This is a genomic window from Hymenobacter cellulosivorans (assembly GCF_022919135.1).
Classification (GTDB): Bacteria; Bacteroidota; Bacteroidia; order Cytophagales; family Hymenobacteraceae; genus Hymenobacter; species Hymenobacter cellulosivorans.
This window is the reverse complement of record NZ_CP095049.1, coordinates 1,802,501-1,829,415: the sequence shown is the minus strand read 5'-3', so window position 1 is coordinate 1,829,415 and position 26,915 is coordinate 1,802,501. Positions and strand designations below refer to the sequence as shown.

The window sequence follows — 26,915 nt, the reverse complement described above, 5'->3', positions numbered from 1 at the left end:
CTAAGCTGAACACTTACCGTTCAGCTGCTCTAGCTACCCTAACGCAACCTTCTCCCCTACGGTTTTAGTAGAGCCGCACAAGTACCATCGACAGCACACCGGCCAGCATAATCCACTTGCACCAAGCGCTGAGCTGGGCGAAGTCGCGGCGGCGGTCGGCGCGGGCCAGGTAGCGACCCAGCCCGAAGGCCGGTATCAGTACGGTGAGCAGCAGCCAGCCACCCAGCAGCCAGTGCTGCTCGCGCAGGCTGTGCAGCACACCGCCCACCACCAGAATGACCAGATTCAGCAGAAAAAAGCCCACAGCCCACTTAGTGCGGGCCACGCCCCACACAATGGGTAGCGTGCGGCAGTCATGCTCGGCATCGCCGCGCATATCTTCCACGTCCTTCACAATTTCGCGCACTACGGTCAGCAGGAAAGCGGCCAGGGCATAGACCCACACCGTGGTTTGACCGGTGCGCAGCTGCAGCTCGGGCAAGAGCACCAAGGCGGCCGTAAGTAAAGCGATGCTGAGGTTGCCGACCAAAGCCAGCCGCTTAAACCGGGCCGAATACCCCCACAGCAGCAGGGCCGAGCCCATATTGACGGCGCCCAGCACCGGCGACAACAGCCCGGCCAGGCCCACGCCCAGGCCCGAGAGCAGCAAATGAGCCAACATGGCGTGCCGCCGGTTCACCACACGCCCCACCACCAGCCGGTCGGGCCGGTTGATGACGTCAATCTTGACGTCGTAGTAATCATTGATGATGTAGCCGGCGGCGGCTACGCTGAGGGCGGCTACGGCCAGCAAAATAAAGCGCACCGAAAGCAGGGCTGCCAGCGGGTCGGCGGGGCGCAGCAGGCAGGTTTGCACCAGGGCCAGGCACAGGGCCATGATGAGCAGGTTCGGAAAGCGGATCAGGCGCAGCAAGGGTGGCCAGCCGCCCCCGTTGCCCGCTGCTGCCACCGGCCGGGGAGTTGAACGGGCCATAGATACACCAGAAGTAGGAACCGTAAAGATGGCTCAAAAGCAGCAGATAAGGCTCTACGGTTGGGCTTGCTGGCAGGCAAAAAGAAAGCCTCTCCAAAGGGAGAGGCTTTCTAGAAAGCAAAAAACCTATTAAGGCCGAAAGCCTACAGCTTCTTTACGTTAACCGCATTAACACCCTTGCGGCCTTCCTGCGTGTCAAACTCCACGCGGTCATTCTGTTGGATCTGGCCCCCGTTAAGGCCGGTTACATGGACGAAGAAGTCTTCCTTCGTGCCATCTTCTGTAATGAAGCCGTAGCCCTTCGACTCATTATAGAATTTTACGGTTCCTGTTTTCATGAAACTAAAAAAAAGAAAATGGATGAATGGATGTTTGGGTAAATATAAAGGGAATTTGGAAAACCGCAATTACGCTTTGCCCCGTTCAGCTTCCCCACTTATTTGCCAACAACTTGGACCTGAGCTGCATTAATACCAGGTCTTTTGCTCCTTCATCACGGCCTCTACCAGCTCGCGCACAGCACCGTGGCCGCCAGGCAAGGCCGACGTATAGTTGCTGATGCGCTGCACGTCGGCGGCGGCATCGGCGGGGCAGGCGGCTATGGCACAACGGCGCATCACTTCGATATCGGGCATATCGTCGCCCATGTAGGCAATGTGAGCCGGGTCGAGACGATAGGTGTTGATATAGGTATTGAAGATTTTCATCTTGTCGGCCACGCCCAGAAAGATGTCGTGCACGTCCAGAGATTCAAGGCGACGGCGCACCCCTTCTTCCTCCCGGCCCGAGATGATAATGACGCGGTAGCCGCGGGCCAGGGCATGGCGAATAGCATACCCGTCGCGGATGTGGAAGGCGCGTGCCTGCTCCCCCGAATTCAGGGCCAGCAGCGTACCATCGGTCAGCACCCCGTCCACGTCGAATATAAAGGCTTTGATAGCAGATAAATCCGGGCTAGTACCGTTTGCACTCATAGGTAACTGATCAAGAAAATCGAATTGGCGGCCGGGCCACCAGTGAAGCGCTAGTTTTGGTTATCGCGCCACTCGTACACCCATTTGGCCTGAATCTGCTCGAGGTGGCCTTCGTTGGCCTGCTCGCGGGTTCCCACGAAGTTGGGCAGGGTCAGCACCCACTCCAGCAGGTCGGTGAAGCGAATACGGTAAATCTTTGCTTCGTCAAAAGAGTCCCCGAACTTCTCGTACAAGGCCATGGCAATGTCCTCGTGGTCGTTCCAGTGGATAGGCAGCTCAAAATGGGCCATTGGGTCGAATATGGAAAAATGTGGAAATGTGGTTAAATGCGGAAATGGTTTTATACGCTCTGTTGCAGCATATTAAACACATTTCTCCCATTCAAACACATTAAAAACTAGTGTCCCAGGAATTCCTGGCGCGGAATGAGGATAACTACGTCTTCGTTGCCCTGCATCACGCACTGGCAGCCCAGGCGGGAGTTGATGCGTGGGTTGACGGCGCGGTCAATGAAATCTTCTTCTTTGTCGCTGATTTCGGGCAGGTCATTCTCGCCCTTGAGCACGTACACGTGGCAGGTAGAGCAGCCACAGACGCCGCCGCAGTTGTGTTGCAGCTGAATTCCATTGTTCAAAGCCACGTCCAGCACCGATTCACCTTCCGCTGCTACGTGCGTCTGGTCGGGCTGGCCGTCTTGAAACTGGAAGGTAATATTGACGACTTTCACGGAGTAGAAACTTGAGCAGAGCAGAATTTGGGGCAAAGGTACGCACCCCGGCCCGTAATTAAAGCGGCGGACCCGGCGGCTTGTTTTGCCGGCACCTTCTTTACGTAGCTTGAATACTGGCTGTTAGCTCGTTATAAATCTGCCGCCACTGCGGATGGCCGAGCAGCAACTCGCGGTGCCGGTCGAGGGTGGCCGTATCCTGGCGCACTGCCGGGCCGGTCTGCACCGTAAAGGGCGGCTGAGCCAGGGCCTTTTGCACGGTTTCCCGAATCAAAGGCTCCAGCAGCGTGAAAGGCAGGCCAGCCTCCTGCACCAGCGCGTGGCCGATACCGAGCAGGTGGTTGGTGAAATTGCAGGCAAAAACGGCCGCCACGTGTATTGCCTGCCGCTGGGGCGTAGCTACTATTTCCACCACCTGACTAAGGCTCCGGGCCACTTCCGCCACCAGGTCCTGGTCGGCAGCCGTGCCCGCTTCCACGCAGATGGGCACGCTCAACCACTCAATAAGCCGGCCGGGGCTGAACGTCTGCAACGGGTACAGGACGCCGCCCCGCAGCGCCGGGTAAGGCGCAAATACCGCCAGCGGCAGGGCTCCAGCCGTGTGCACGACCAGGGCGCCGGCCGGAAAGGCAGCTTCGGCCAGCACGGCGGGCACGGCCCCATCGGGCACGCAAAGAATATAGAGGTCAGCGGCGGGCAGGCTTTGCAGGTCGAGGCTGGAGATGGGCAATGCGCCGGGCACTTGGGCTGCTACTGCCTGGGCCGAGGCTAGGGTCCGGCTCCAGACGTGGGTTACCGTGTGGCCGGCCCGCCACAAGGCCGGCCCTAGGTGCTGGGCAACGCGGCCGGCCCCCAGCAACAAGATTCGCCGCCCACTAGAAGGGTGATACATGGAAAGCAAAATGAATCAGAAGGAAGCCGGAAGGTACGCCGCAGAAATGTTTGTTTTTTTCGGCTTCTGTTTTTTCAAGGATTTTTAGCACCTTGTATTCGAAGCAACCCAATATTGGGCATTTCAACAACACAGACTTTTTTCTAAAACCTTTCAATTTTTCCCTCTTTCCAATCCATTCTTTATGACAAACTGGTACAAAACGGGTCGTTCAACGCAACGTTGGCAGAAGCTGGCTTTGGCCGCCCTGCTAGCTGGTGGAGCTACAGCAGCTCAGGCCCAAGGGCTGGACTATGGACCGGCTGGTTCGCAAAACGTGGCCGGCACCTATACCGATCTGGGCACCACTGGCACTGCCATTACGGTGGCCAATAACGATGACGCCAACTCGGCAGTTATTCCAATCGGCTTCTCGTTTACCTTCAACCGGACGGCTTTCACGGATTTCGTACTGAACACCAACGGCCTCATCAAGCTGGGCACTACTGCTCCAGCGGCCAACATTACGAACTACATTGCGGCTCCCGACGTGAACATCATTGCCCCGCTGGGCGGCGTTGACCTGGCAGGCTCGCCGAACCAGACGGCCTCGCCTACGGAGTTCCGGGTAGCTACCACGGGTACGGCCGGCAGCCGGGTTTGCACGATTCAGTGGGAAAACCTGGCCGACAAGACGGCTCAGTTCGCCACGATGCAGTTTCAGGTGAAACTCTACGAGGGCTCAAACCGCATTGAGTTTGTGTACGGCACTTGGACGGCCGGCACGGCTGCGCCCGTTGGTATCGGCTTCCTGGTAGGCCTGAAAGGCTCCAGCGCCAACTTGACCGACCGTCTGTTTGCCCAAAAGGCTTCCAGCGCCACGGCCTGGACCACAACCATCTTCGTTACCGATTCGGGCGGACTTATTCCGCCGCACTTTACGCGTAACACCTTCCTGCCCGATGCCGGTCGTACGTACCGCTTCGACCGGGTTACCTGCGCCCCCGTATCGGGCGTATACATTACCCCGAACGCCACCACGGCCCAGGTAGTATATAACGCCCCGAGCACGAGTGCAACCTACTCGCTGATCTATGGTGCTCCCGGCTTTAACCCCGCTACGGGCGGCACGACGGTAGCTGCCACGGCTTCGCCCGCCAACCTGACGGGCCTGACCCCTTCTACCACGTATCAGGTGTATGTCCGCTCTACGTGCAGCGCTACTGAGCAGAGCCTGTCGGGCCCATACACCCTGACCACGCTCTGCAACCCGACGGCGGTTACGACTTTCCCCTACACGGAGAACTTCGATGCCGTAGCCAGCGGCGTACTGCCCTGCGGTATTTCAGTTGCTAACACCAACGCTGACACCGTATCGTGGAAAAACCGCAACAACGTACCCGGCAGCCAGGGTCCTATCGTTGTAGCGTCTTCGGCTCCAAACGCCATGACCTACTACTACAACGAGGACGCCACAACTGCCGGCAACGACTGGTTCTACACTCCCCCACTGTTGCTGCGCACCGGCAACCGTTACCAGCTTTCGTTTAAATACCGCACTAGCGGTAACACCCTCTACCCCGAGAGCATGGAAGTGAAATACGGCAGCTCGGCTAGCCCCGCTGGTCAGACGACGACCCTGTGGAGCAGCAGCTCTATTGTTGCCAACACGTACTTGGATGCCAACGCAACCAGCACCATTCCAGTACTGCCCATTACGCCTACCGCTACGGGTAACTATTACATCGGCTTCCATGCCATGAGTGCTGCCGACCAGTTCTACATTGCTGTTGACAACCTGCAGGTAACGGCTACGGCTATCACCGGGACTTCGGCTGCTCTGGACTACGCTATCAACGTATTCCCGAATCCTTCGACGGGCTTCTTCAACCTGGACATCAAAGGTGCTAACGCCAAAGGTGCTATGCAGGTGGAAGTAATGAACTCGCTGGGCCAGATCGTGCACACGGCTTCGGTACGAGACAACCAGCTCAACAAGCTGGACCTGTCGAACCTGGCCGGCGGCATGTACGTCCTGAAAGTGAAGTCGGGCAACGACTTCTCGGTTCGTAACATTTCGATCCAGAAGTAATTTCTTCGGTTTCGGAATTCGAAAAGGGCAGCCCTGGGGCTGCCCTTTTTTATTGGGTTTTTTATAGTCTCAGCCCCTTCGGGAGGGTTCAGGCAGCTGCCACCCTACGAAGCCACGCCAAGCACAGATTGCCTGATTAGCGCTTTACTTAAAGGCATACTAGGTAAACTATAAAGTTGAGAGCGAGAGAATAAGCTCTAGCTCGTTGGTTTTAATATCTACTGGGCCATTACCAGCAATTACTTAACTCTCCTAGTATTGCGCGGAACATAACCAGCGTGACGACAGTAAAGCTCACAAAAAAGCCTGTGCTGAATCCAGCACAGGCTTTTTTGTGACAAATAGCGGCAGCCTTACGCGGCTACTTGAGGCTTAGCCTTACGCACTTTCACCGGCGCTGCGGCAGGAGTTTTGGCTTCGGCCACACGAGCTTCGCGGCGGCGTTTTACCAGGGCCATACCGAAACCAAGAGCCATCAGCAGCGTACCGCTCCAGAGCAAATTGATGAAGGGTTTCTCCATGGCCTTCAGGATGATATAGTCCTTCTGGGTGGTGCTTACGCCGAAGGTGAACTTCTGCTTGGTGGGGTCCACGTTGATGAACACCATGCGCAGACCCAGGTCTTCTACCTCATCCGATACGCGGCCTACCTGGCTGTTGCGCACCACAAACATGGGGTGTACGTGGTACTGCTTCTTCTCGCCAAATACTAGAAAATCGCCCTGAATGGCCAGGTCACCCTTGGCCAGGCCCAGGCCCGCCGTTTCGTGGGCTGGCTCTACGCCACGGAACACGGCGAAGTAGTCGTTCAGGTAAATCGTGTCGCCGATGGACAGCACGTGCTCCTTTACTTCGCTCCAGTCCTTTTCCTTGCTGGGGTCGGGCACGGAGCTAATGTGGGAGTATATGTCGTGGCTGGCGAAACGCTTGATGTCTGGCGAGGCCAGCAGGCCGCCCATTTCCTCGTTTACCTGGGCCCGAGGATACAGCGTGAAGGTGTTGCCCGACTTCTTTTCCTTGTAATCAACCTTATAGTAAGTGTTTTCGGGCAGGATTTCGACCGTGTCACCAGCCTTGTAATACACTTTGCCTTCGGCCTTGATGTCGGCGCGGGCCAGAGCCTTGTACTCGTCGTCGGTGCGGAAAAGTAACTCCTTGTTGACGTAGCCAGGCACGCCGGGCACGTCGTAGTACTGGCCGGTGTAGCTGATGTCGTAGCCGCCCATCGGGGCCGACTCGTTGCGCCACAGCAGCACGTTGTCACGGTTCAGATCTTCGGGAAACTCCTTGGAGTACACCATACCCGACACGTTCTTGGAAATAATGTTAGAGTAGCCGGCCGAGGCCAGAATACCCAACAGCATTAGCGAAATACCGATGTGGGCAATACCACCGCCCGACAGCGCCACGCGCCGCCGAACCAGCGTCAGGACTACTCCCAGGTTGGCCAGCACGCCAAACAGGCCGGTGGTGAGCAGCACGATGTAGACCGGGCTCATCTGCAGCTTGTTGTAGCGTACCAGCAGAATTACGAGGGCCGCGCTGAGCAGTGTAATCATGCCGGGCACGGCCAAGGAGTTGGTGAGGGTTTCCTTATCGTTCTTCTGCCACCACATGATTTGGGCCAGGCCCGTCAGGAAAGCTACCAGCACGCCCATCCACAGCTGTATTTTGGTGTAGTGCGCAATTTGGTCGGCGGGCAGCGCCAGGTTCGACTTGATGCCCAGGAAGCCCAGGAAGGCATTATACACCGGAATGCTGGTCGTGAACAGCACCTGGAAAGCACCCAGGCACAATACCGTAGCGCCCACGAATACCCACAGCTCGGGGTTGTACGTAGTTAGCTCTTTCTCCGAAACCGGAATCGACTTCCAGCGGGCTACGAGCAGCCAAATAGCCAGCACCACGAAGGCCATCAGGTAAATCAGCAGCTGGCCCGACAGCCCAAGATCGGTAAAGGAGTGCACTGAGGCATTGCCCAGCACGCCGCTCCGGGTCAGGAAAGTAGCGTAGAGAATGAGTAGGAAGGAGGCAATAACCAGCACGAAAGACGTGCGCAAAGCCGTGCGGCTGCGCTGCCACAGCACCATGCCGTGAATAGCGGCCACCAGCACCAGCCAAGGAATGTAGACGGCATTTTCAACCGGGTCCCAGTTCCAGTAGCCGCCGAAGTTCAGCGTTTCGTAGGCCCAGTAAGCGCCCATCATAACCCCTACGCCCAGCACGAGGCCACCGAGCAGCGCCCAGGGCAGGGAAGGTTTAACCCATTTGATAAGCTCCCCTTTCCAGAGGCCAGCAATAGCAAAGGCAAATGGCACCAGCGTCAGGGCAAAGCCCAAGAACAGCGTGGGCGGGTGAATCACCATCCAATAGTTCTGCAGCAGCGGGTTGAGGCCAGTACCGTCTTTGGGCACAAAGTTGGGGTTCATCTTGAACACCGGCAGATCAACCAGGAAGTCGCGCAGCAGGATGAAGGGCGAGGAGCCCAGCTTTACGTCCAGCACCACCACACCCAGAATCATGGACGTCAGGAAGAGCTGCACGAAAGCAAATACGGCCATTACCGGGGCCTCCCACTTACGGTGAAAGCGCATGATGGCCAGGCCCAGGCATACATGCCAGAAAATCCAGAGTAGGAACGAGCCCTCCTGCCCTTCCCAGAAGCAGGAAATCATGTAGTGCACCGGCAGGTGGTTGCTGGAGTGGCTCCAGGCGTAATAGTACTCGTACCGGTGAGTGTAGATGATGGTAAACAGGCAGACGATAATGGAAATTACCGCCACGCTGTGCAGTAAAAACGCACCGCGCCCAATGCGCAGCCACGACCCATCGGTTTCCCCGAGCGGCTGGTTGCGGGCCGCCATATAATAGGAGTAAGCCGCTACCGTGGCAGCCACAAAAGCCACGATAACACTCAGGTGCCCCAGGTCACCGATGAAGGTATTAAGCATGTTTTCTTAATTAAGAATTAAGAATCAGGCAATAAGAATTACAACTCAAGCCACTGTGGTACAATTTAATGCCCGTAGCTACTCAAGTAGGGACTCTTACTTCCCGATTACTAATTAACTGAGGCGGTAGCGCCCTTAATGTCCTTCTCCACGTACTTGGAAGGACATTTCAGCAAAATCTTGTCGGCCACGAACACGTCGTTGCGCATAGCCCCAGTGATAACCACCTGCTCCGACTTGTCGAAATCCTGGGGCTTGGGGTTGAAGTAAATCACGCGCTGGGCAATGCGGTTGGTATCGACCAGGGTAAAGGCAAAGTAGTTCGGGTCCAGCGTCGGGTTATACTCCAGGCCCAGAATGTTCTTTTGCCCATCGCGCGGCAGACGCCCTACCACGTGTACTTTGGTCAGGTTGCCATCGGCGGCCCGCTCCCGCGCCTCGCGGAACGAGACGTACACGCTGGCATCGCCCACGGTACTCATGATGATGACAATAGCAACGGCAATGATGCCAATGACGAAGAGATGAGATTTTTTCATGATGCTTCAACAGCGCCGGACTCGATGGGCCGGCTTTACTGAACAACCAAAGGTCCCCGAAAAATCCGTCGGGTCGGAATTCATTTTGCACCCGGCCGCCTGATCTTTGTCAGGTAGCCGAATTGACTTTTTTGTTTGCTAGTCTTTCAGCTCCCGCTCAAGGCGGCCCACCTTACGGTCGAGCGACACGAGGAAGGCCAGCAAACCAGCCAACACCACGGTAATGACGGCCACTACCACGTAGATTTTACCGTTCTGGCGCAGGGTATCGGCCATTTCGGGCGAGTCAGCGCCAGTAGCCGACTGGGCAGCGGCGTGGAACACGGGCAGCAGCAGGGCCACCAGCAGCACCAGAGCCGAACGGAGCTTAGGCAAGCTGTTTTTCATATACTTTTTGTTTGAGCAGAGCAATGCGGCTGGCCACCTGAGCCAGCCAGAAGGCCAGTAGCGTCCAGCCAATAACGGCCGGGTAAAACACCAGGCGCATATTGTCGTCGAGGTCGTACTTGGCAAACGCCGGGTTGCCGCCCGCGCCGGGATGGAGCGAGTCGGTGAGGCGGGGCAGGATGTAGAAGAGCGGCATAGCCGTGGCGAAGGCGAAGATGTTGTAGATGGCCGAAATCCGGGCCCGCTGCTGCTCGTCGGTAAAAGAGGAGCGCAGCACCAGATATGCGCCATAAATCAGCATGGCAATGGCCGCGCCGTTGAGCTTGGGGTCGTTGGTCCACCACGTGCCCCAGGTATATTTGGCCCAGATGCTGCCCGTAGCCAAACCCACGCAGCCCATCAGAATACCGGTACGGGCCGCCTCGTGGGAGCGGATATCCAGCTCGGGCAACGGGTTGCGCAGGTAGCGCACCGAGTACACGACCGAGGCAATCAGGATGAAGGTCATGCCGAACCACATTGGCACGTGGAAATACAGGTTGCGGATGGTTTCGTTTAGAATAGCCAGCCGGGGCACCGGCACGAGCAAGCCTGCCACCGCCGTATACAGCAGCAGCACCACGGCCAGCGCTTTCCACCAGTTGTTTTTCATGAGCAGCAATCGGTAAGCTGCGCTGGACGAACCAACACAGGACGCAGGAATAACAGGCAAGCAGGTTGATTTGTCACAACTTGCAAAGCAGATTTATCGTTTAACCCGCCGCGCTTTTGCATTAGCTCCGCCATAAGAAGGGAAACAACAGGTACGACACGGCACTCACAATCATGTTCAGAGCCACCAGTGTGAGCAGGGAGCTGCGGCTGGCCTCAAACTCCAGCCCGTCCAGCGCGTTCTTGGATACTTTGATAAGCAGCAGCAGCATGGGCACCATTAGCGGAAAGCCCAGCACAGCCATCAGCGTGCTGCTATTGGTGGCTTTGGCCGCAATACCCGACACCAGGGTTAGCGTGGAAGCAAAGCCCACGGCACCCAGCACGACGTTGGCCAGAAACAGCGGCAGGTTTTGCACCGGGTTGCCCAGCACAACGGCGTACAGCCCGAAGCCAGCTAGTGCCAACCCTAACAGTAGCAGGGCGTTATACACAATCTTGGCCATAATAACGGCCTGGGGTTGCACCAAAGTGTAATAGTAGAGCAGCCGGCCACGGCTTTCCTGTAAAAACCCTTTGGCCACGGCATTCACGGCGGTAAAAAGCAGAATAATCCAGAACAGGGCGTTCCAGGCGGGTACTGGCAGCTCGCCACCACGCAGAGCGAAGCTCAGGTAGCACACAAATACGGTGCTGCCCACGTAGAGCAGCATCCCGCTGAGGGCGGCGCGCTGCCGCCATTCCAAGCGGAAGTCCTTCTGAATCAAATACCAAATCTCGCGGAGGAGCAACACGGTACAGCGGCTGGTGAACAGGGCCGCAAAGATACAACCCAACCTCCGGATAGGCCTCACCTAAGTTCATTATTCGCCACCAGCCCGGTTGGGCAGTAAATAGTTGGGCAACAAAAAAGCCTTCTGCGGAGAGCAGAAGGCTTTTTTTAGGAGGCGGCAGGCCTACTTAGCTACGGCAAACTTCCCGGTAGTGGTAGCACTTTCCTGAGTCAGGCGGTAAGTATAGAGGCCGGCGGCCAGTGCCTGGGTTGAAAATATCAGACGCCCCTGCACGGGCTGGGCGGCGTAGGTAGCCACCACGCGGCCCGTTAAATCGAGCACGCGCAGCTCGGCCGGCACCGTGGATTTATTCAGCTCAAAGGTGATGAAGCTCGTAGTCGGATTAGGATACACGGCCGTAGTCAGCACCTGGGCCGAATGGGCGGCCAGTATCGGCGTGCGGAATGGCAGGAAATCGACTAGGCCCAGGGCGGCGTTATCGGGCTGATGGTAGACGTGAGCCTCAATTTCAGCGGCCGAGTTGGTGCCCCAGTCATTGTTTTCGGCTTTGAAGCTTTCGGCGGTGTTGTTGTAGATATCGTACACCTGCCCTCCGTTACCGTTACCCGTCAGCAGGTTACGACCCACATTGGTTGTATCAGTGCTACTCAGGTCGCCGAAGCTCACGCGCGGGGCCGGCGTACCGGTATTAGAGCGTTGTAGGGTCACGCCGTAGAGGTTGCCGCGAATGATGTTGCGCGACACCACCCCTACCTGCGTCTGGGTACCATTGAAGTTCAGCCCGCTGCCGCCGGTCTGGGCGTTGGGGTTAATGTTGTTATCGGCGACAACGTTCTGGGTGATATAGCTCGTGATATTGCCCCCGACAATGGCAATACCGTAGCGGTTGTTGCGCACAATGTTGCGCCGGATCAGAACCTGGCTCACGGCGGCAGTGCCCAGTAGGTTGGAAACGCTGATGCCACCCGCCATCTGGAAACGACCTACTACCAGGTTGCCCTGAATAATAATGGGCGTAGCGCCTCCAATGCCCAGGTTAATCTGGGGCCAGTTGCCATTCTCGGTGCTGTTGGCCACCAGCACGTTGTTGCGGATAATGGGGGAAGTGGGCCGGTTCGAAGGGCTCAGGATACCGGAGCGGGCATTGCCATAGATGCGGCAGTTGGTAATGCGCGGCGTGCCGCCCGACAAGCTAATGGCCCCGCTGTTGGTAGCCCTGTTGTTGATGGAAGCCACCTGGTAGCGCACTACGCAGCTATCGAGCACCAAGCTGGCGTCTACCACTTTCAGGCCGCCACCGTACTCCACCACGGTTTTGCGCAGCACGGAACCTTCGCTAGTGGCTGAAAAGGAGAAGCTGTGGAAGGGCTTGGTTGGGTCAATGGCGGTGAATTTGACCGAGTCGCGCGGGTTAATGAGCAGCACTCCATCCACGTAAAATAAAGCCAGAGAGGCCATTTTAATAGTGGCGTTAGTGCGGATGTCCAGCGTGTCGCGGGCCGACAGCCGGATGGTGTCGTTCACCTGCACTGCGCCGGCCACCGTCGTAACGTAGCCCCCGGAAGCGGCCTGCAGCTGGGCTAGCGTCCAGCGGACGCCAGTGCCGGGCGTGCGGTACTGGGCCTGGGTTGGCAGCCAGGCACTAATCATCAGCAAAAGCAGGAGTAAGCATTTCTTCATAGGAAGAGCGGAAAAAAGGAGTTGGAAAGGAAAAGGAAGATAGGCTAAAAACTCAGATGAGGCCCCCGGGTTGCCCCAAGTGCCTCATCTGTGCCGGCGTAACCGGTGGCGGATGCCCGAACCGGCTTAGAAATCGTAGCCGAGCGTGAAGTAGAATTTCGGACCTTTCTGCACGTAATCTTCCTGGCCCCAGGCTACGTCGGCCTTGCCGTAGAAACCCAGCAGCGTGGTCCGCATCCCGAAACCGTAGCCTATCAGCATCGGGTTGCGGAAGTTCACGACGGTAGCCGTGAAGGCGTTGCCGTTGCCGCCCCGCACCTGGGTGTTAAACGAGTTGTTTTCGTTGAATGGGTTGGAGCCCGAGTAAGCCGAGCCGGCATCCCCAAAAGCGGTGAGCTGCAGATTGCGGAAGAAGCCCGAGTAGATAGGCTTGCGCGACAGGTACTGAATGATAGGCACGCGCAACTCGGAGTTGAACAGCACGTAGCGGGGGCCGTTGCGCTTGCTGTAGTCGAAACCGCGCAGGTTAGTCACGAACTGCTGGTAGAACACCTGGGTGGGGTCGCTGAGCAGGGCTGTGGTGGGCGTTAGGCGGGAATCTTCGTAGCGGGCGTTCAGCCAGTTGTCCATACCACCGAGGCGGAAAGTCTGGGCCGATTTACCAAAGAAGGAGCCAAAGCTGGCCCGGTTGGCCCAGGTAATCTGCCGGTGAATCTTCTGGTAGTGCCGCAGGTCGATATAGATTTTACCGAAGTTCTGGTCCCCGTCGTCAATGCCGTTGAGCTTGAGCAGACCAATTTTCATGCGGGTGCCTTCCATGATATTGACCCCGGTAGAAATGGCGTTGTCAAAGACAAGTTCCCCGCTCAGGCCGATATAATTGCGGCTGATATCGTCCTCGGTACTGAATTTGGTGATAACCGTGCGGTTTACGTTTACGAAACGCGGACCGCCACGCACGCTCAGGTTATGAGTAAGTGGGTAGGCAATGGTCGGCGACACTTCGTGGCGGCCAAAGCGCAGCCGCTGATTCTCGGCGTCGAAAAAGTACGCCTGCTTCTGATAGCCAATGCTCCAGTCGTAGCGCTTCTTCAGATTGGTGTACTCCGCGTACATGTTGCTAGTGCGCAGGTCGGTCAGGGCGAAGATGCCGGCCCGGATGCGGTGATCCTCAAACATATCCGACAGATTGGCCTGGCCAATTAGGCCCAGCCCCAGCAGGGGGTCGGCATAGAGCGACGACACCACATTGTCGATGCTGAAGCGCTTGTCATACTTGTAGGGGCCGGCCACCGAAAATGCCTCCGCCGGCGGGGCGGTGGGCAGGGCTGCTACAACATCGGTACGCTTGCGACGCGGGGCGTTGACCCGGCTAGGCGCGTCTTCTTCAAACTGATAGTCGCTGGTATTGATTTGCCCGTCGCTCTTACGGGGCTCGTTGGCCGGTGCCGCGTTGTTGCCCTGGGTATCGGCAGCTATGGGTTTGGCAGCTGGAGCGGCAGCCCGTACCGGCGTTTTCGACCGGTCTTCCAGGGTTTCCTGCCGGGCTGTTTTGTAGAGAATCAGGTTTTCGGGCAGCGCGTACGACGGGTAGATGTATACCAAGTCGCGCGACTTATCGGCCGCCACAAAGCCCAGCGCACCGGTTGTAGCGTTGTAGTCGAAATTATCAATGTTGGGCAGAAAGCTGCTGACCGGCACGTGTTGCTTGGTCTTGAACAAGTACCGGTAGATACTGCGCACGCCACTTTCCTCGCCCAGGAACAGGATTTCGTCGTCGGATATGGCCCGGGGCCTGCTTTCGTTGGAAATAGTGCTGACCAGAGTTTCCACCGGCTGCGTACGACCATCAAGGTGGTAGATAAACAGGTCGTAGTTGTTTACCACATTACCAAACGAGCCTTTTGCCGTGCCGGCCGAGTCCAGCCAGCGGTTGGAGCTGAAGACGATGCCGCTGCCGTTGGGCAAAAACACGGGTTGCACGTCGTCAAAGACGTCGTCGGTGAGCTTTTCGGGCGTGCGGCTACCGGCCCGGAGCACGTACAGGTCGTTTTGACCATTACGCACCCCACTAAAGACCAATGACTTGCCGTCGGGCGAGTAGTTCAGGTCCAAGACCTGAGAGAAAGGCCTGAAAATCGAGGAAGAGTTTCGGCCGAAGAGGGCATCCACGAACTGAAACACGAAGTTGGTAGGCCCCGCATCGGCCGAAACCAGGCTCAGGCTCATGTTGCCCTTCACTTCACCGGCCACGGCTACCTGGCTGTTGCTGCGCCAGGCCAGGGCCGGCAGACGGGTTTCTACCTGCTGGTCGGGAGTTTTGTAGCCCCCGCGGTAAATGGCGTGGCGGCCCGAGCCATCCTTGTTGGCTACCATTACCCGGTAGCGGCCCCGCTCGTTCGACACGTACGCCAGGCGCTGGCCGTTGGGGCTCAGCACGGTCTGGGAATAAATGATGCCTTTACGGTTAGTCTTCACCACCTGAGTGCTTTCCTCGGGCAGGATCAGCGGTGTCTGGGGCTGGGCATTGAGCTGGCGGTAATAGGCCACCCAATCCTTGAGAAACACCTTGTAGGGCACGTTTAGCGAGCTGCTAATGCCCACCTCCACGTCGCGGGTAATGCGCGTCAGGTTCAGAATGTTCTGAATGGTGGTATAGCCGTAGCGCTCGGCAATGTAGTTCCAGATGCTTTGGCCGGCCAGCTCGGGGTTGCGCACAAAGAACTGCGCGGGCCGGTTCGACTCCACTTTCTGGGTCATGTCCCGCATGTAGTCGTCCATGTCGACGCTCCAGCCTTCGGAGGCATAAGCCGAGGCCCCGGATACAAACCAGTCGGGCAGCTGCAGCAGGTAGCTGCTCTGGATAACCTCCTTCAGGGAGCCGCCATACATCATGTCGTTGAGCAGTACCTTAGTAATCTGGTTGCTCAAGTCGCGCTTAAACAACGTTTGCTGGCCCTGAAAGGCCAACTGCACCTTGCTCATGCGCAGCAGCTCGGTTTCGCCACCGGTCTGATACTTATCAGTGTCCAGGCCCACGTTGCTCTGCCGCAGGTCGCCCACGGAGTTATAGAGCATAACCGTGGTTTTGGAGTACGGGTAGTAGCCGATGAGCGAAGTGATGCGCTGCAGTTCCTTTTCCGCGTACTCAGCCGCTCGGCGGGCGGCCACTTCCCCACCGGCGTAGTAATAAATGTTAAAGTTCTGGGTGCTGAGCTGCTGCCAGTTGAAGTCCTTGTATTGAATACGGACCCGCCCAAACGGCTCTTGCGCCGACTGGGCCTGGACTGCGTCTCCCGCCGACAGCACCACTGCTGCCGATAACGCCACGAGTAAGGATACGTGCTTCATAGAGAAGGCGAAAAGCGGAGAAATCAGGAAGAAACGCCAGCCTCGGAAAGACTAGCTAAGTATAACGCAGAATACCGCTCGATATTGACCTCGGACCATAATTCCGCGGTGCCTTCCAGCACATCGGCAAAATGGGCGGCCAGCCGCGGAGCAATCATTACTCCCTTGGAGCCGAAGCCATTACATATACTCACAACCGGCCGGGCCGGATGCGTACCCACCAAAGGTTTGCGGTCGGGCACGGTCGGGCGCATTCCCATGCGCTGGCCGGTCACCACAAACGGCTGGTCCGTCATCGTGCTCAGCTTGTGGCTGAGCTCCTGCCGGGCCTCGTCGGTAATCGATTCCGCAAATGGGGGCCGCCGGTACGTGGCTCCCACCCGAAAGCGTTGCTGTCCTAGTGGCACTACGTAAGCGCCCCGGTTGAGGACCTGGGCTTCGGATAAGCCCGGGCACTCCACATCGAGCACCTCGCCCTGGTTGGGTCGCAGCGGCAGCCAGTTAAAGTACGGATTTTGCGTCGCCGCGCTGCCTTCACAGAAGATAATATGCCGAGCCCGCACACTTTCCCCGTAAACAACGCCGCTGTCGGTGACAACAAGCTGTTGCGGGTCAAAAGTTTCGCGCCGCAGCCACCCATTTTGCAGCCCCTCAGTGGCCAAGGCCTCCAGCAACTCGCGCAGGGCCACGTAGCCCCCCGCCGAATGGTAACACCGCCAAATTCCTGGCGCAACCCGGCCTGGGGCGCGGGGCCCAGGTTGATTTCGGCCACAAAATCCTGCCACGGATTATCGGCGCTACGGGCCAGAATAGCATTTTGCTCGGCCACCGAGGATAGCAGTTTCAGAATAGGCACTTCGAAAAAGAACTGCCGGCCGAAATGAACGGCCAGCTCCCGGTAAAAATCTGTGGCGGCCGTCATCAGCTCGTCGGCCCGCCAGGTGAGGGCGAAGCGCTGCCCGGCTACGGGGTTCATCAGGCCGGCCGCTACGTTGGAAGCCGAATCCGGCTGGTAGGCATCCAGTACCAGCACGCCGTAGCCCCGGCGGCGCAACTCATAGCTTAAGGCAGCACCGGCAATACCGTGGCCGATAATCAAGTAATCAAAGCTTGTCATGGGCGGCAAGGTAAGAGGAAAACGGCGGGGCTACGGTGTTCAAAAGCCCAAGGTAGCGCCACAGCCAATGGCGACGACCAGGGGCTACCATGCATGTTCGCGGCAAGACTCGTAACTTACCTCCCCAATCTCTCTGGCAGCTGCCAGGTTTATTTTATTAAGCTGCATGACCGTTTCTGGCTTTACGTTCAACGCCTTTTCCGAAAACACTTACCTGCTGCATGATGCCACCGGCCAGTGCGTCGTCGTCGACCCTGGCTGCTACGACAAGGCCGAGCAACAGGCACTGCAGGCTTTCATCGAGGCCCAGGGGCTGCAGGTAGTGCTGCTGGTGAATACCCACTGCCACATCGACCACGTTTTCGGCAACGCGTTTATTCTGGACACCTACAAGGTTCCGTTTCTGATTCACGAAGCCGACTTGGCCACGCTGCGGGCCGTGCCGACCTACGCGCCCAGCTACGGCTTCGCCCAGTATAGCCCCGCCGAGCCCACCGGCTTTCTGACGGCCGGCACGCCCGTCCGGTTTGGCAATACCGAGCTGGAGGTGCGCTTCACGCCGGGCCACGCCCCGGGCCATGTCGTGTTTTACCATGCCCCTACCCAGGTGGTTATCGGCGGCGACGTGCTGTTTCAGGGCAGCATCGGCCGCACCGACCTGCCCGGCGGCGACTACCAGACGCTTATCAACAGCATCCGCACCGAGCTACTCACCCTGCCCGATGCCGTGACGGTATATCCCGGTCACGGCCCAGCCACTACCATTGGGGCAGAACGAATAGGCAATCCGTTCCTGCGCTAAGTCCGTTTGTCTTTTACCCTTACATGAAGAATCACCTTCCTAACGCGGTTACCTGCCTCAATCTGTTTGCGGGTTGCCTGGCCCTGTGCAACATTTTCGCTGGTCACCTCGAAACGGCTGCCTACCTGGTGGGCCTGGCCGCCGCCTTCGATTTTGCCGACGGGCTACTGGCCCGGGCCCTGCACGCCTCCTCTCCCATCGGCAAGGACCTTGACTCTTTAGCCGACATGGTGTCATTTGGCGTAGTACCCGGGGCCATTCTGTTTCACTTGCTGGGCCAAAGCAGCGGGCTGCCGGAGTGGCTGCCTTACGCGGGTTTTATCGTGACGGTCTTCTCGGCTCTGCGGTTGGCCAAGTTCAACAACGATACCCGGCAGACAACTTCCTTTATCGGGCTGCCTACGCCGGCCTGTACGCTGGTGGTAGCCTCTTTGCCCCTCATCCTGGCCCACGACTCATTCGGGCTGACCTCCTTCATCCTCAATCCGTGGGTGCTGCTGGGGCTGACGGTACTGCTTTCCGGGCTGCTGGTGGCCGAAATTCCGCTGTTCGCCCTCAAGTTTAAGAACCTGACCTGGCAAGACAACTCCCTGCGTTTTATCTTTCTGCTGCTGGCCGTAATTCTGCTCATCGGACTGCAAGCCACCGCCATTCCGCTGATTGTGCTGTTGTACGTACTGCTGTCGGTGGTGCGGCCAGCCTACGGCTAACATTTTGGATAGCAGCTCTACAATATTTGTTCTTTTCGGTAGTTAAGTACCGGTGTAGGGATGAACCGCTTTTATAGTGAGTGTGTTGCAAGCTCATCTCTGTTTCTGCCCCGCCTATTGCCCGAATCTACCTAGTATGCGCTACTCTACTTTCCTGGTTGTTGTATGGTTTCTCACTGCTGGAGCCCTGGGGTCATCTTGGGCTCAACAACCGGAGCAGGTAGTCCGGCAGCAAATCACCTGGAACGGCTACATTGAAGCCGGTAGCAGAATGGGCCAGCTGCGCAAAGTCCCGATGTTCAAGGATGCCCTTTTCGGCTCCGGCGAGCAGTATCCCAGCTTTCAGGTACGTATTATCGGCCGGGTTAGTCAGGGTACCGTGCGCAATGCCGTATACGAGGCTTTCTCCCCTGCTGATGCCAAGCTGTTTGATGGCATCAATCTGCCAGCTACAGCAACGACAACGGTAACCACCGGCACGGAACAGCGCCGCCACGTGAGCTTCGCCCGGATTCCGGCCGTACGCCGCAACGCCCAGAGCGGACTGGCCGAAAAGTTGGTTTCCTTCGAATACGCCTATTCCCTGGCTACTGAGCAAGGCCGGCCCGCCGGTACCCAAGCCCGCACGTACGCCAAATCCTCGGTTTTGGCCCAGGGCGACTGGTTTCGGATTGGCGTAGCGAACAGCGGCATTTACAAGCTGGATAAAAAGGCATTGGAGAGCATGGGAATCATCACGCAGGGTCTTGACCCGCGCCGCCTCCAGATTTATGGCAACGCCATGGGTACCCTTCCCCAGGCTAACAGCGCCTACCGCCCCGATGACTTGGCTCAAAATGCCATTTTTGTGGCCGGCGAAGCGGATAATTCCTTCGACGACGCCGACTATATTCTGTTCTACGCCCGCGGCCCTCACACCTGGAGCCTTGATACTAATAGTACAACCCGGCGGTTTAAGCACGAGCTCAACGCCTACGTCGATACAGCTTACTACTTTGTTACGGTCGGCAATGCACCGGGCTTGCGCGTGGGTACTCCCCGCACCGTCAGTGGTACCCCCACGGCCACCATCAACCAGTTCCTGGACCGGCAGTTCTACGAGCGTGAGCTCGTAAACCTGGCCAAATCGGGCCGGCAGTGGCTGGGCGAGGGTTTTACCAATAACAGCCCGGCCCGCGAATTTACGATTCCTACGCCCGACTTAGTACCCGGCGCCACCTTGCAGCTTACCTCTCAGGTGGTAGCAGCATCAGCGATGGGCATGCCCACCAGCTTCCAGGTGGCTCTGAACGGGTCCACTCTCGGTACGCAGCAGATTTCGGGTTTTAGTAACTCGCCACAGGATTACCCGGAAGTAGCAAATTCTAGCTTACAAACCTTCTCGTATGCTGTTCCTTCCGCACCTGTGGCGCAGGCCCGGGTCCGGCTGGTGTTCAGTAGTCCCACCGACGCTTCGGGCCAGGGCTACCTCGACTACTTGGAAGTAAATGCTCCGCGTCGGCTGCGGCTGTCGGGCAACCTACTAGAGTTTAACTCGCTGCCTGGCGCCCCAATCAGCGAGTTTCAGCTAGGTGCCGGCAGCGGGACGACCGTCTGGGACGTAAGTAACCCCCGCCAGCCGGTCTCGCTGGCCCTGAACGGCAGTGGCAATTTCGTGGCCCGCACCGATAGTGTCGGAGAGTTTGTGGCCTTTACCGGCAGCGACTTCCCAGCCCCACCCCGCTTGTTCAAGAACCGCATAGCCAATCAGAACCTGCACGCCCGCCTCAACCTGAACGGCAAGCTGGATCTGGTTATCGTCACCTATCCGCCCTTCAAGCCCGAAGCTGACCGCCTGGCTGCCTACCGCCGCTCCCACGATAAGCTGAACGTGGAGGTAGTAACCACCACCGAAGTATACAACGAGTTCAGCTCCGGGGGGCAAGATGTGACGGCCATTCGGGATATGATGAAAATGGTGTACGACCGCAGCACTTCCGGTAAGCAGCTCTACCTGCTGCTTTTTGGCGACGCCTCGTACGATTACAAATCGGACCCCACCAACAACATGGATTTGGTGCCCGACTGGTGGCAACAACGCTCACCGCTCGATGCAGACAAAAACGCGCAGAATTACGTCCCAACCTACGAGTCCCGGGAGTCTTTTGCACTGGTAACTTCGCGGGCTAACAGCAAGGGGGTTACCTTTTGCTCCGATGATTACTTTGGCCTGCTCGACGATAACGAGGGCGAATGGGACGAAGGCTACAGTAACGACCTGCTCGATATTGGCATTGGCCGCTTGCCCATTCGCACCCCCCGTGGCCAGTCCCGCTCCCTGACCCAGGCCACGCTGGTAGTGAACAAGCTGATTCGCTACGATGAGCCCGTTAGCTTTGGTAAGTGGCGCAACCGCATCACGTTCGTAGCCGACGATGGTAACGGCTCCATATTCATCAGGGACGCCTGCGAACCCCAGGCGCTCAGCGTAATAGCAGACCATCCGGAGTTTAACATCCACAAGGTTTACCTGGATTTGTATCCCCAAACCATTGCCTCCGGCGGCCAACGCTCCCCGGAATGCAACCGGGCCATTGACGAGTCTATTGAGCAAGGCTCGCTCATTGTCCACTACAGCGGCCATGGCGGCCCTAAAGGCTGGGCCGATGAGCAAATTCTGACGAAGCAGTCGGTGCTGGCACTACAAAACCGCAACCGCCTTACCTTCATGGTCACGGGCACCTGCGACTTTAGCACCTACGACAATCCGGAGGAAGATTCTGCGGGCGAACTGGCTCTCACGGATGTGGAAGGCGGCGCCATTGGCCTGCTCACTACTACCCGCCTGGCCTTGGCCCATGAAACGGTCAGTGTATCCAGCCAGCTGTATAATACTATTTTCAAGCCCACCAACGGCCAGATGTCACGGTTAGGGGACGTAACTCAGTTCTCCAAGAACAATGGCTCCCGTAGTACCTCCGCCCGCAACTATGTGCTACTCGGCGACCCGACCACACGCCTGGCGGCTGCCGAGCAGGAAGCTGTACTGGACTCGATTAATGGAAGTAGCATTACGGCCGTCTCGCTCGATACGCTGAAGGCACTTTCAAAGGTTAAACTTTCGGGTTTGATTAAGAATGGTCAGACAATCAATTCCCAGTTTTCGGGTCAGGCGCACGTTACGGTGTACGAAAAGCCAACGACGGTAAACACGTTGAAAAACGAGTTTGATGATGTTGTCCTGACGGTTCCCATCCAAGAAAACATCATTTACGATGGTCAGGCTACGGTTAAAAATGGCCGCTTCAAATTCAACTTCGTCGTTCCTAAGGACATCAACTACAGCGTCGGCCTAGGCAAGATCCAACTCTACGCTAAAGATTCGGTACGCATAGTCGACGCCAATGGCCACCGTCCAACCTACGTGGGCGGAGCCGCTACCCTGACGCAGCAAGACTCCATTCCGCCACTGATCAAGCTGTTCATGGATCGGGAGTCCTTCGTCTTCGGTGGGGTTACGGGCACTACTACCACGCTTATTTCTCACCTGTCCGACGCCAGCGGCATCAACACGGCCGGTGCGGGTATCGGGCACGAAATCACGGCTACCCTCGACAACGACCCCACCAAGCTCACGGTCCTCAACGACTTTTATACTGCCGATGTGGACAGCTATCAATCGGGAAAAGTAAAGTATCTGTTTAAAGACCTTGCCACTGGCCCGCACGTACTGCGACTCAAGGCCTGGGATACGTTTAATAACTCGGCTCAGCAGGAAATTGAGTTTATTGCAGCTTCTACCGAGAAGCTCGCTCTGGAGCACGTCCTGAACTATCCAAACCCTTTCTCTACCAAAACCACCTTTCAGTTCGACCACAACCGCACCACGGATGATCTGGACGTACAGGTACAAATCTTCACCATTTCCGGCCGCTTGGTACGCACGTTGCGCACAACTATCCTGGCGAGCGGTCCTCATGTAGGCCGCGACTTGGATGCTCTCACCTGGAATGGCCGCGATGAGTATGAGGACCAGCTGGCCCGCGGCGTGTACGTCTACCGCGTAAGTGTCCGCTCCCACCGCGACAATGCCACGGCTTCTAAGTTCGAGAAACTGGTTATTTTGAATTAATTCTCCGGCAAACTGCCATTTTCGTTTATTTCCGCTCTTCTTGTTTCCTTTTATGACATTGTTGAAGCTGCCTTTGCGATTAGCGCTCCTTCCCGGCTTACTGGGCGTTTCTATCGCAGCTCAGGCTCAGAGTTCACCGAACACCATCACAACCGCCGTTCCGATTCTGACCCTGAGCCCCGATGCTCGTTCGGCAGCTCTAGGAGAGGCGGGAGTAGCCATTTCGCCCGACGCCAATGCTTCGTACCACAATGCCGGCAAATTAGGCTTCGTGACCAGCAAGTACGGTGTGTCGCCCTCCTACTCGCCGTGGCTGCGCAACGTAACTGACGATATGGGCCTAGCGTACCTGTCGGGGTTTAGCAAGCTCGGCCAGCGCTCCGCTATTTCGGCCTCACTGATGTACTTCGATTTGGGCACTATTTCCTTCCGCGACGAAAGAAATAACCCCAAGGGCGACTTCAACCCCAAGGAGTATGCAGTTAGCGTTTCCTACGGGCAGAAGCTGAGCGAGAACTTCGGGGTGGGTATCACGGCCCGTTACGTCCGCTCTAACCTAACGGGCGAAACCATCAGCGGCAAACCCGGCAATGCCGCCGCCGTCGATCTGGGAGCGTACTACACCAAGGACCTCTCTATCGGCCCCGGCGAGTATAACCTGGGCTTGGGTGCCACTATCTCGAACATTGGCAACAAGATGACCTACACCAACCCGCTGCAGGCCGACTTCTTGCCCACCACCCTCAAGCTCGGCACGGCCATTACCCGGGAGCTTGATGCCTACAACAAAATCACCCTCACCGTTGATGCCAGCAAGTTGTTGGTGCCTACTCCCTTCTATATGGAAGGCGACACGGTTGGCTTTGGCAAGACCATCAAAGCCAAGAATGAGGATATCCGGGCCAAAGGCATTGTTGGCGGCATTCTTGGCTCCTTCAGCGACGCCCCAGGCGGCTTTAGCGAAGAACTCAAGGAAATCAACATTTCCGCGGGCTTGGAGTACTGGTACAACGACCTGCTAGCGGCCCGGGTAGGTTATTTCTACGAAAACCCTGTGAAAGGCGACCGTCAATACCTAAGCTTCGGTTTGGGGGTACGGTATCAAGTATTCGGTGTCGATGGCACTTACTTGGTTCCTAATCAGCGGGCCAACCCCCTAGCTCAAACTATTCGCGTATCCTTGCACTTTAACTTCAATAAGTCTGAGGAGGCCTTCGGACCCGGCGAGGGCTCCGCTCCCGTCAACTAACCTGTTTCTATGCTCGACCGTCAAGTCGCTCCTTCCGTTCAGCCGCTGGCCAGCGTTACGCTACCAGCGGCTGACGTGTTTTCGCTCCCCAATGGAGCTCGTCTGCACGTTATTCACAACGATGCGCAACCCGTCATTCGCCTACAGTTAGTCTTTCCCGCTGGTAAATGGTACGAGCCTATTTCAGGCTTATCCATGCTTACAGCCCGTATGATACTGGAGGGCACGCTCACGCGTACCGCTCGCCAGCTCGCCGACGAAGTTGCCTTCTATGGCGCTTCAATCGAATGTGAGCAAGGCTTCGACCAGGCTACGCTTACGTTGTACTGTCTCAGCCGTCACTTAGAACATTTGCTGCCCATCGTAACAGATGTTATATCGGCTGCCTCATTTCCCGAGGTAGAATTAGCTCAACTTAAGGCCCGCACGATTCAGAACATCCGGATTGAGCGTCAAAAAACCAGCTACCTGGCCTCCGAACACTTTTCTCGGACCCTTTACGGTCCCACCTATCCCTATGGGCGTATGTTCGATGAGGCCATTGTTCAGGACATGCCGCGTGAGGAGTTGGTAGGCTTCTACCAAGCTGCATACCGCCTGTCCAGCGCCGAGATTTTCCTCTGTGGCGACGTAAGTGCCGCCCATATTGCGCTGGTTACTGAGGCCATCGGCCAACTCAATACTGGCAAGATGGTCGATGCTGCCATAACTGATGTGCTGCCTACGCCTGCCACTGCTCCCAAAGAGTACGTCCAAGTAACGGATGCCATGCAGTCCTCTCTGCGGATTGGACGCTTGTGGCCTAATATGAGCCACCCTACCATGCACAAACTGCAGGTACTGGTCAAAGTGCTAGGCGGCTATTTTGGCTCCCGTCTCATGAAAAATATTCGGGAAGACAAAGGTCTAACGTATGGTATCTACGCTAGTATCGGCTCTCGAGAACACGCCAATAACTTCGTAATTGGCACGGATGTAAACGCAGCCTCAACTACTATAGCGGTGGAGGAGATTTATAAAGAACTCTCCACATTACAAGCCGAACTGATTCCAAGCGAGGAACTTCAAACAGTCAAGAACTACATGACTGGTAAATTCGCTAATGAGCTAAGTACAGTATTTGAACAGTGCGATAAGTATAAGAACTTAGTATTCCTGAATCTGCCGGCCTTATACTACTCCGACTTCATCAAGGAAATCAATCAGGTTACCGCAGAAGAATTACAAAGCTTGGCTCAAGAGTACTTGTCCCCTTCTTCTATGACTGAAGTCATTGCTGGCCCTTAGCTAAGCACTAATCCCGATAAGATAAAATGCCCCTGTTACGCACTGTGACAGGGGCATTTTATCTTATCGGGATTATTTCTAATAAGCTCTTGTATGAGTTGCTAGCGGTAAAACAACCTACAACACAGTTATAATTTGCTGTAGTTGCCCCATCCGTCTTAGCTGGCGGTGGAGAATACCCCCTGCAGGACGGCTTCGGCTGGACCAATGGCGTGCTGCTCACCCTGCTCAACCGCCAGACGCGCCCATCCCACTAATGCGCCCCCTCAACCGCAACGCGCCCCTGCCCCGCGTAAGGCCTGCGTTCCCACGTCCTTCTACCGCGCCTTCCACGGGTTCGGCAGCGGGCCGGCCGGGGCGGGTAGGCCCCAAACGAGAACACCCCCTCGCAGCCCGAAGTCGCGAGGGGGTGTTGCTAGAAAAAGGTTGGCGGCGACCGACTCTCCCACCGATGAAGGTAGTACCATAGGCGCTACGGGGCTTAACTGCTCTGTTCGGAATGGGAAGAGGTGAACACCCGTGCTAAAGCCACCATTACTGGTGTCCATGCAGGTTTGCATAGTCAATAACGTTGACGCAGGAAACGGGTAAGAAGAAAGAAGCAGAACTGGGTTTACTAGAAGCGCTCGAGTCATTAGTACTGCTCGGCTCGGCCATTTCGGACCTTCGACCTGCAGCCTATCAACGTGGTAGTCTACCACGACTCTTATTATGGGAGATCTCATCTTGAGGTGAGTTTCGCACTTAGATGCTTTCAGCGCTTATCTCATCCCAGCGTCGCTACCCGGCGCTGCAACTGGCGTCACAACCGGTGCACGAGCGGCTGGTCCAACTCGGTCCTCTCGTACTAAAGTCAGGTCCTCTCAAATCTCCAACGCCCACCACAGATAGGGACCGAACTGTCTCACGACGTTCTGAACCCAGCTCGCGTGCCACTTTAATCGGCGAACAGCCGAACCCTTGGGACCTTCTCCAGCCCCAGGACGTGACGAGCCGACATCGAGGTGCCAAACCTCCCCGTCGATATGAGCTCTTGGGGGAGATCAGCCTGTTATCCCCGGCGTACCTTTTATCCTTTGAGCGATGGCCCTTCCATGCGGAACCACCGGATCACTATATCCGTCTTTCGACCCTGCTCGGCTTGTAGGCCTCACAGTCAAGCTCACTTATGCTATTGCGCTCTGCGTACGGTTACCAAGCGTACTGAGTGAACCTTTGAAAGCCTCCGATACTTTTTTGGAGGCGACCACCCCAGTCAAACTACCCACCAGACACTGTTTCCCGATTAGAGATTAGGCGCCAAGCAACACAAGGGTGGTATTTCAACGTTGACTCCACGATGGCTAGCGCCACCGCTTCATAGTCTCCCACCTATCCTACACATGTGTTACCCAGCGTCAATGTCAAGCTATAGTAAAGGTGCACGGGGTCTTTCCGTCCCGTGGCGGGTACTCGGCATCTTCACCGAGACTACAATTTCACCGAGCTCACGGCTGAGACAGCGCCCAAATCGTTACACCATTCGTGCAGGTCGGAACTTACCCGACAAGGAATTTCGCTACCTTAGGACCGTTATAGTTACGGCCGCCGTTTACCGGGGCTTCGATTCAAACCTTCGCCTTGCGACTAAGTTCCCCTCTTAACCTTCC

20 protein-coding genes, 2 rRNA genes and 2 pseudogenes (1 of these 24 cut by a window edge) are annotated in these 26,915 nt (G+C 56.9%); 7 read left to right on the top strand and 17 right to left on the bottom strand.

Annotation, left to right across the window (positions count from 1 at the left end; all coding sequences use genetic code 11):
* Nucleotides 1-64 precede the first annotated feature (64 nt).
* From MUN80_RS07890 to MUN80_RS07865, 6 genes are all read right to left on the bottom strand, one after another.
* Nucleotides 65-973 carry a geranylgeranylglycerol-phosphate geranylgeranyltransferase gene (locus MUN80_RS07890; RefSeq protein ID WP_244721967.1) on the bottom strand — a complete coding sequence of 303 codons (909 nt, stop codon included), beginning with the start codon at nucleotides 971-973 and terminating at the stop codon, nucleotides 65-67.
* Nucleotides 974-1,116: 143 nt separating this feature from the next.
* Nucleotides 1,117-1,311, bottom strand: a complete 195-nt coding sequence (locus tag MUN80_RS07885; RefSeq protein WP_044511773.1) for a cold-shock protein — start codon at nucleotides 1,309-1,311, stop codon at nucleotides 1,117-1,119.
* A 129-nt stretch (nucleotides 1,312-1,440) separates the two neighbouring features.
* Nucleotides 1,441-1,947 carry a KdsC family phosphatase gene (locus tag MUN80_RS07880; protein WP_244721964.1) on the bottom strand — a complete coding sequence of 169 codons (507 nt, stop codon included), beginning with the start codon at nucleotides 1,945-1,947 and terminating at the stop codon, nucleotides 1,441-1,443.
* Between the two features lie 50 nt (nucleotides 1,948-1,997).
* Nucleotides 1,998-2,237: a Fe-S cluster assembly protein IscX gene (gene iscX / locus MUN80_RS07875; RefSeq protein WP_244721961.1), complete on the bottom strand. Its 240-nt coding sequence runs from the start codon at nucleotides 2,235-2,237 to the stop codon at nucleotides 1,998-2,000.
* A gap of 107 nt (nucleotides 2,238-2,344) precedes the next feature.
* Complete coding sequence (locus MUN80_RS07870; protein WP_244677258.1) at nucleotides 2,345-2,674, bottom strand: 2Fe-2S iron-sulfur cluster-binding protein; 330 nt, start codon at nucleotides 2,672-2,674, stop codon at nucleotides 2,345-2,347.
* A 100-nt stretch (nucleotides 2,675-2,774) separates the two neighbouring features.
* Nucleotides 2,775-3,566, bottom strand: a complete 792-nt coding sequence (locus tag MUN80_RS07865; RefSeq protein WP_244721958.1) for a Rossmann-like and DUF2520 domain-containing protein — start codon at nucleotides 3,564-3,566, stop codon at nucleotides 2,775-2,777.
* 184 nt (nucleotides 3,567-3,750) lie between these two features.
* Between MUN80_RS07865 and MUN80_RS07860 the strand changes: the two genes are divergently transcribed.
* Nucleotides 3,751-5,637 (top strand): T9SS-dependent choice-of-anchor J family protein, encoded by a 1,887-nt coding sequence (locus tag MUN80_RS07860; protein ID WP_244721955.1) that lies wholly within the window; start codon nucleotides 3,751-3,753, stop codon nucleotides 5,635-5,637.
* A 353-nt stretch (nucleotides 5,638-5,990) separates the two neighbouring features.
* On the opposite strand, the gene ccsA is transcribed toward MUN80_RS07860, so the two are convergent.
* The 9 genes and pseudogenes from ccsA to MUN80_RS07815 all read right to left on the bottom strand — a co-directional run.
* Nucleotides 5,991-8,588 (bottom strand): cytochrome c biogenesis protein CcsA, encoded by a 2,598-nt coding sequence (gene ccsA / locus MUN80_RS07855; RefSeq protein ID WP_244721951.1) that lies wholly within the window; start codon nucleotides 8,586-8,588, stop codon nucleotides 5,991-5,993.
* Between the two features lie 110 nt (nucleotides 8,589-8,698).
* Nucleotides 8,699-9,127, bottom strand: a complete 429-nt coding sequence (locus tag MUN80_RS07850) for a cytochrome c maturation protein CcmE domain-containing protein (protein ID WP_244721949.1) — start codon at nucleotides 9,125-9,127, stop codon at nucleotides 8,699-8,701.
* A gap of 138 nt (nucleotides 9,128-9,265) precedes the next feature.
* Nucleotides 9,266-9,514, bottom strand: a complete 249-nt coding sequence (locus MUN80_RS07845) for a CcmD family protein (RefSeq protein ID WP_244721946.1) — start codon at nucleotides 9,512-9,514, stop codon at nucleotides 9,266-9,268.
* Nucleotides 9,495-10,166 carry a cytochrome c biogenesis protein gene (locus tag MUN80_RS07840; RefSeq protein ID WP_244721943.1) on the bottom strand — a complete coding sequence of 224 codons (672 nt, stop codon included), beginning with the start codon at nucleotides 10,164-10,166 and terminating at the stop codon, nucleotides 9,495-9,497. The genes MUN80_RS07845 and MUN80_RS07840 overlap by 20 nt, the downstream gene beginning before the upstream one ends.
* A gap of 121 nt (nucleotides 10,167-10,287) precedes the next feature.
* Nucleotides 10,288-10,956, bottom strand: a complete 669-nt coding sequence (locus MUN80_RS07835) for a heme exporter protein CcmB (RefSeq protein ID WP_262922071.1) — start codon at nucleotides 10,954-10,956, stop codon at nucleotides 10,288-10,290.
* Between the two features lie 165 nt (nucleotides 10,957-11,121).
* Nucleotides 11,122-12,639, bottom strand: coding sequence for a T9SS type A sorting domain-containing protein (locus MUN80_RS07830; protein ID WP_244721941.1), 1,518 nt, complete (start codon nucleotides 12,637-12,639; stop codon nucleotides 11,122-11,124).
* Between the two features lie 126 nt (nucleotides 12,640-12,765).
* On the bottom strand, nucleotides 12,766-15,990 hold the full coding sequence (locus tag MUN80_RS07825) for a hypothetical protein (protein WP_244721938.1): 3,225 nt from the start codon (nucleotides 15,988-15,990) through the stop codon (nucleotides 12,766-12,768).
* 23 nt (nucleotides 15,991-16,013) lie between these two features.
* On the bottom strand, nucleotides 16,014-16,679 hold the full coding sequence (locus MUN80_RS07820) for an NAD(P)/FAD-dependent oxidoreductase (protein ID WP_244724851.1): 666 nt from the start codon (nucleotides 16,677-16,679) through the stop codon (nucleotides 16,014-16,016).
* Nucleotides 16,680-16,792: 113 nt separating this feature from the next.
* Nucleotides 16,793-17,107: pseudogene (locus MUN80_RS07815) on the bottom strand (FAD-dependent oxidoreductase); the annotation flags it as partial.
* Nucleotides 17,108-17,273: 166 nt separating this feature from the next.
* On the opposite strand from MUN80_RS07815, the gene MUN80_RS07810 reads away from it, so the two are divergent.
* From MUN80_RS07810 to MUN80_RS07785, 6 genes and pseudogenes are all read left to right on the top strand, one after another.
* Entirely contained in the window at nucleotides 17,274-17,909 is a 636-nt protein-coding gene (locus tag MUN80_RS07810; protein ID WP_244721936.1) for an MBL fold metallo-hydrolase, read from the top strand.
* Between the two features lie 23 nt (nucleotides 17,910-17,932).
* Nucleotides 17,933-18,619, top strand: a complete 687-nt coding sequence (locus MUN80_RS07805) for a CDP-alcohol phosphatidyltransferase family protein (RefSeq protein ID WP_244721934.1) — start codon at nucleotides 17,933-17,935, stop codon at nucleotides 18,617-18,619.
* A gap of 136 nt (nucleotides 18,620-18,755) precedes the next feature.
* Entirely contained in the window at nucleotides 18,756-22,730 is a 3,975-nt protein-coding gene (gene porU, locus MUN80_RS07800) for a type IX secretion system sortase PorU (RefSeq protein ID WP_244721932.1), read from the top strand.
* Nucleotides 22,731-22,803: 73 nt separating this feature from the next.
* Nucleotides 22,804-23,979, top strand: coding sequence for a type IX secretion system outer membrane channel protein PorV (gene porV, locus MUN80_RS07795; protein WP_244721930.1), 1,176 nt, complete (start codon nucleotides 22,804-22,806; stop codon nucleotides 23,977-23,979).
* 9 nt (nucleotides 23,980-23,988) lie between these two features.
* Complete coding sequence (locus MUN80_RS07790) at nucleotides 23,989-25,266, top strand: M16 family metallopeptidase (RefSeq protein ID WP_244721928.1); 1,278 nt, start codon at nucleotides 23,989-23,991, stop codon at nucleotides 25,264-25,266.
* 173 nt (nucleotides 25,267-25,439) lie between these two features.
* Nucleotides 25,440-25,523, top strand: a pseudogene (locus tag MUN80_RS07785) (trehalase family glycosidase); the annotation flags it as partial.
* A 167-nt stretch (nucleotides 25,524-25,690) separates the two neighbouring features.
* Here MUN80_RS07785 and rrf read toward each other — a convergent pair.
* Both rrf and MUN80_RS07775 read right to left on the bottom strand, forming a co-directional pair.
* A 5S ribosomal RNA gene (gene rrf, locus MUN80_RS07780) occupies nucleotides 25,691-25,802 on the bottom strand.
* A 78-nt stretch (nucleotides 25,803-25,880) separates the two neighbouring features.
* Nucleotides 25,881-26,915, bottom strand: a 23S ribosomal RNA gene (locus MUN80_RS07775) (it continues 1,869 nt past the right edge of the window).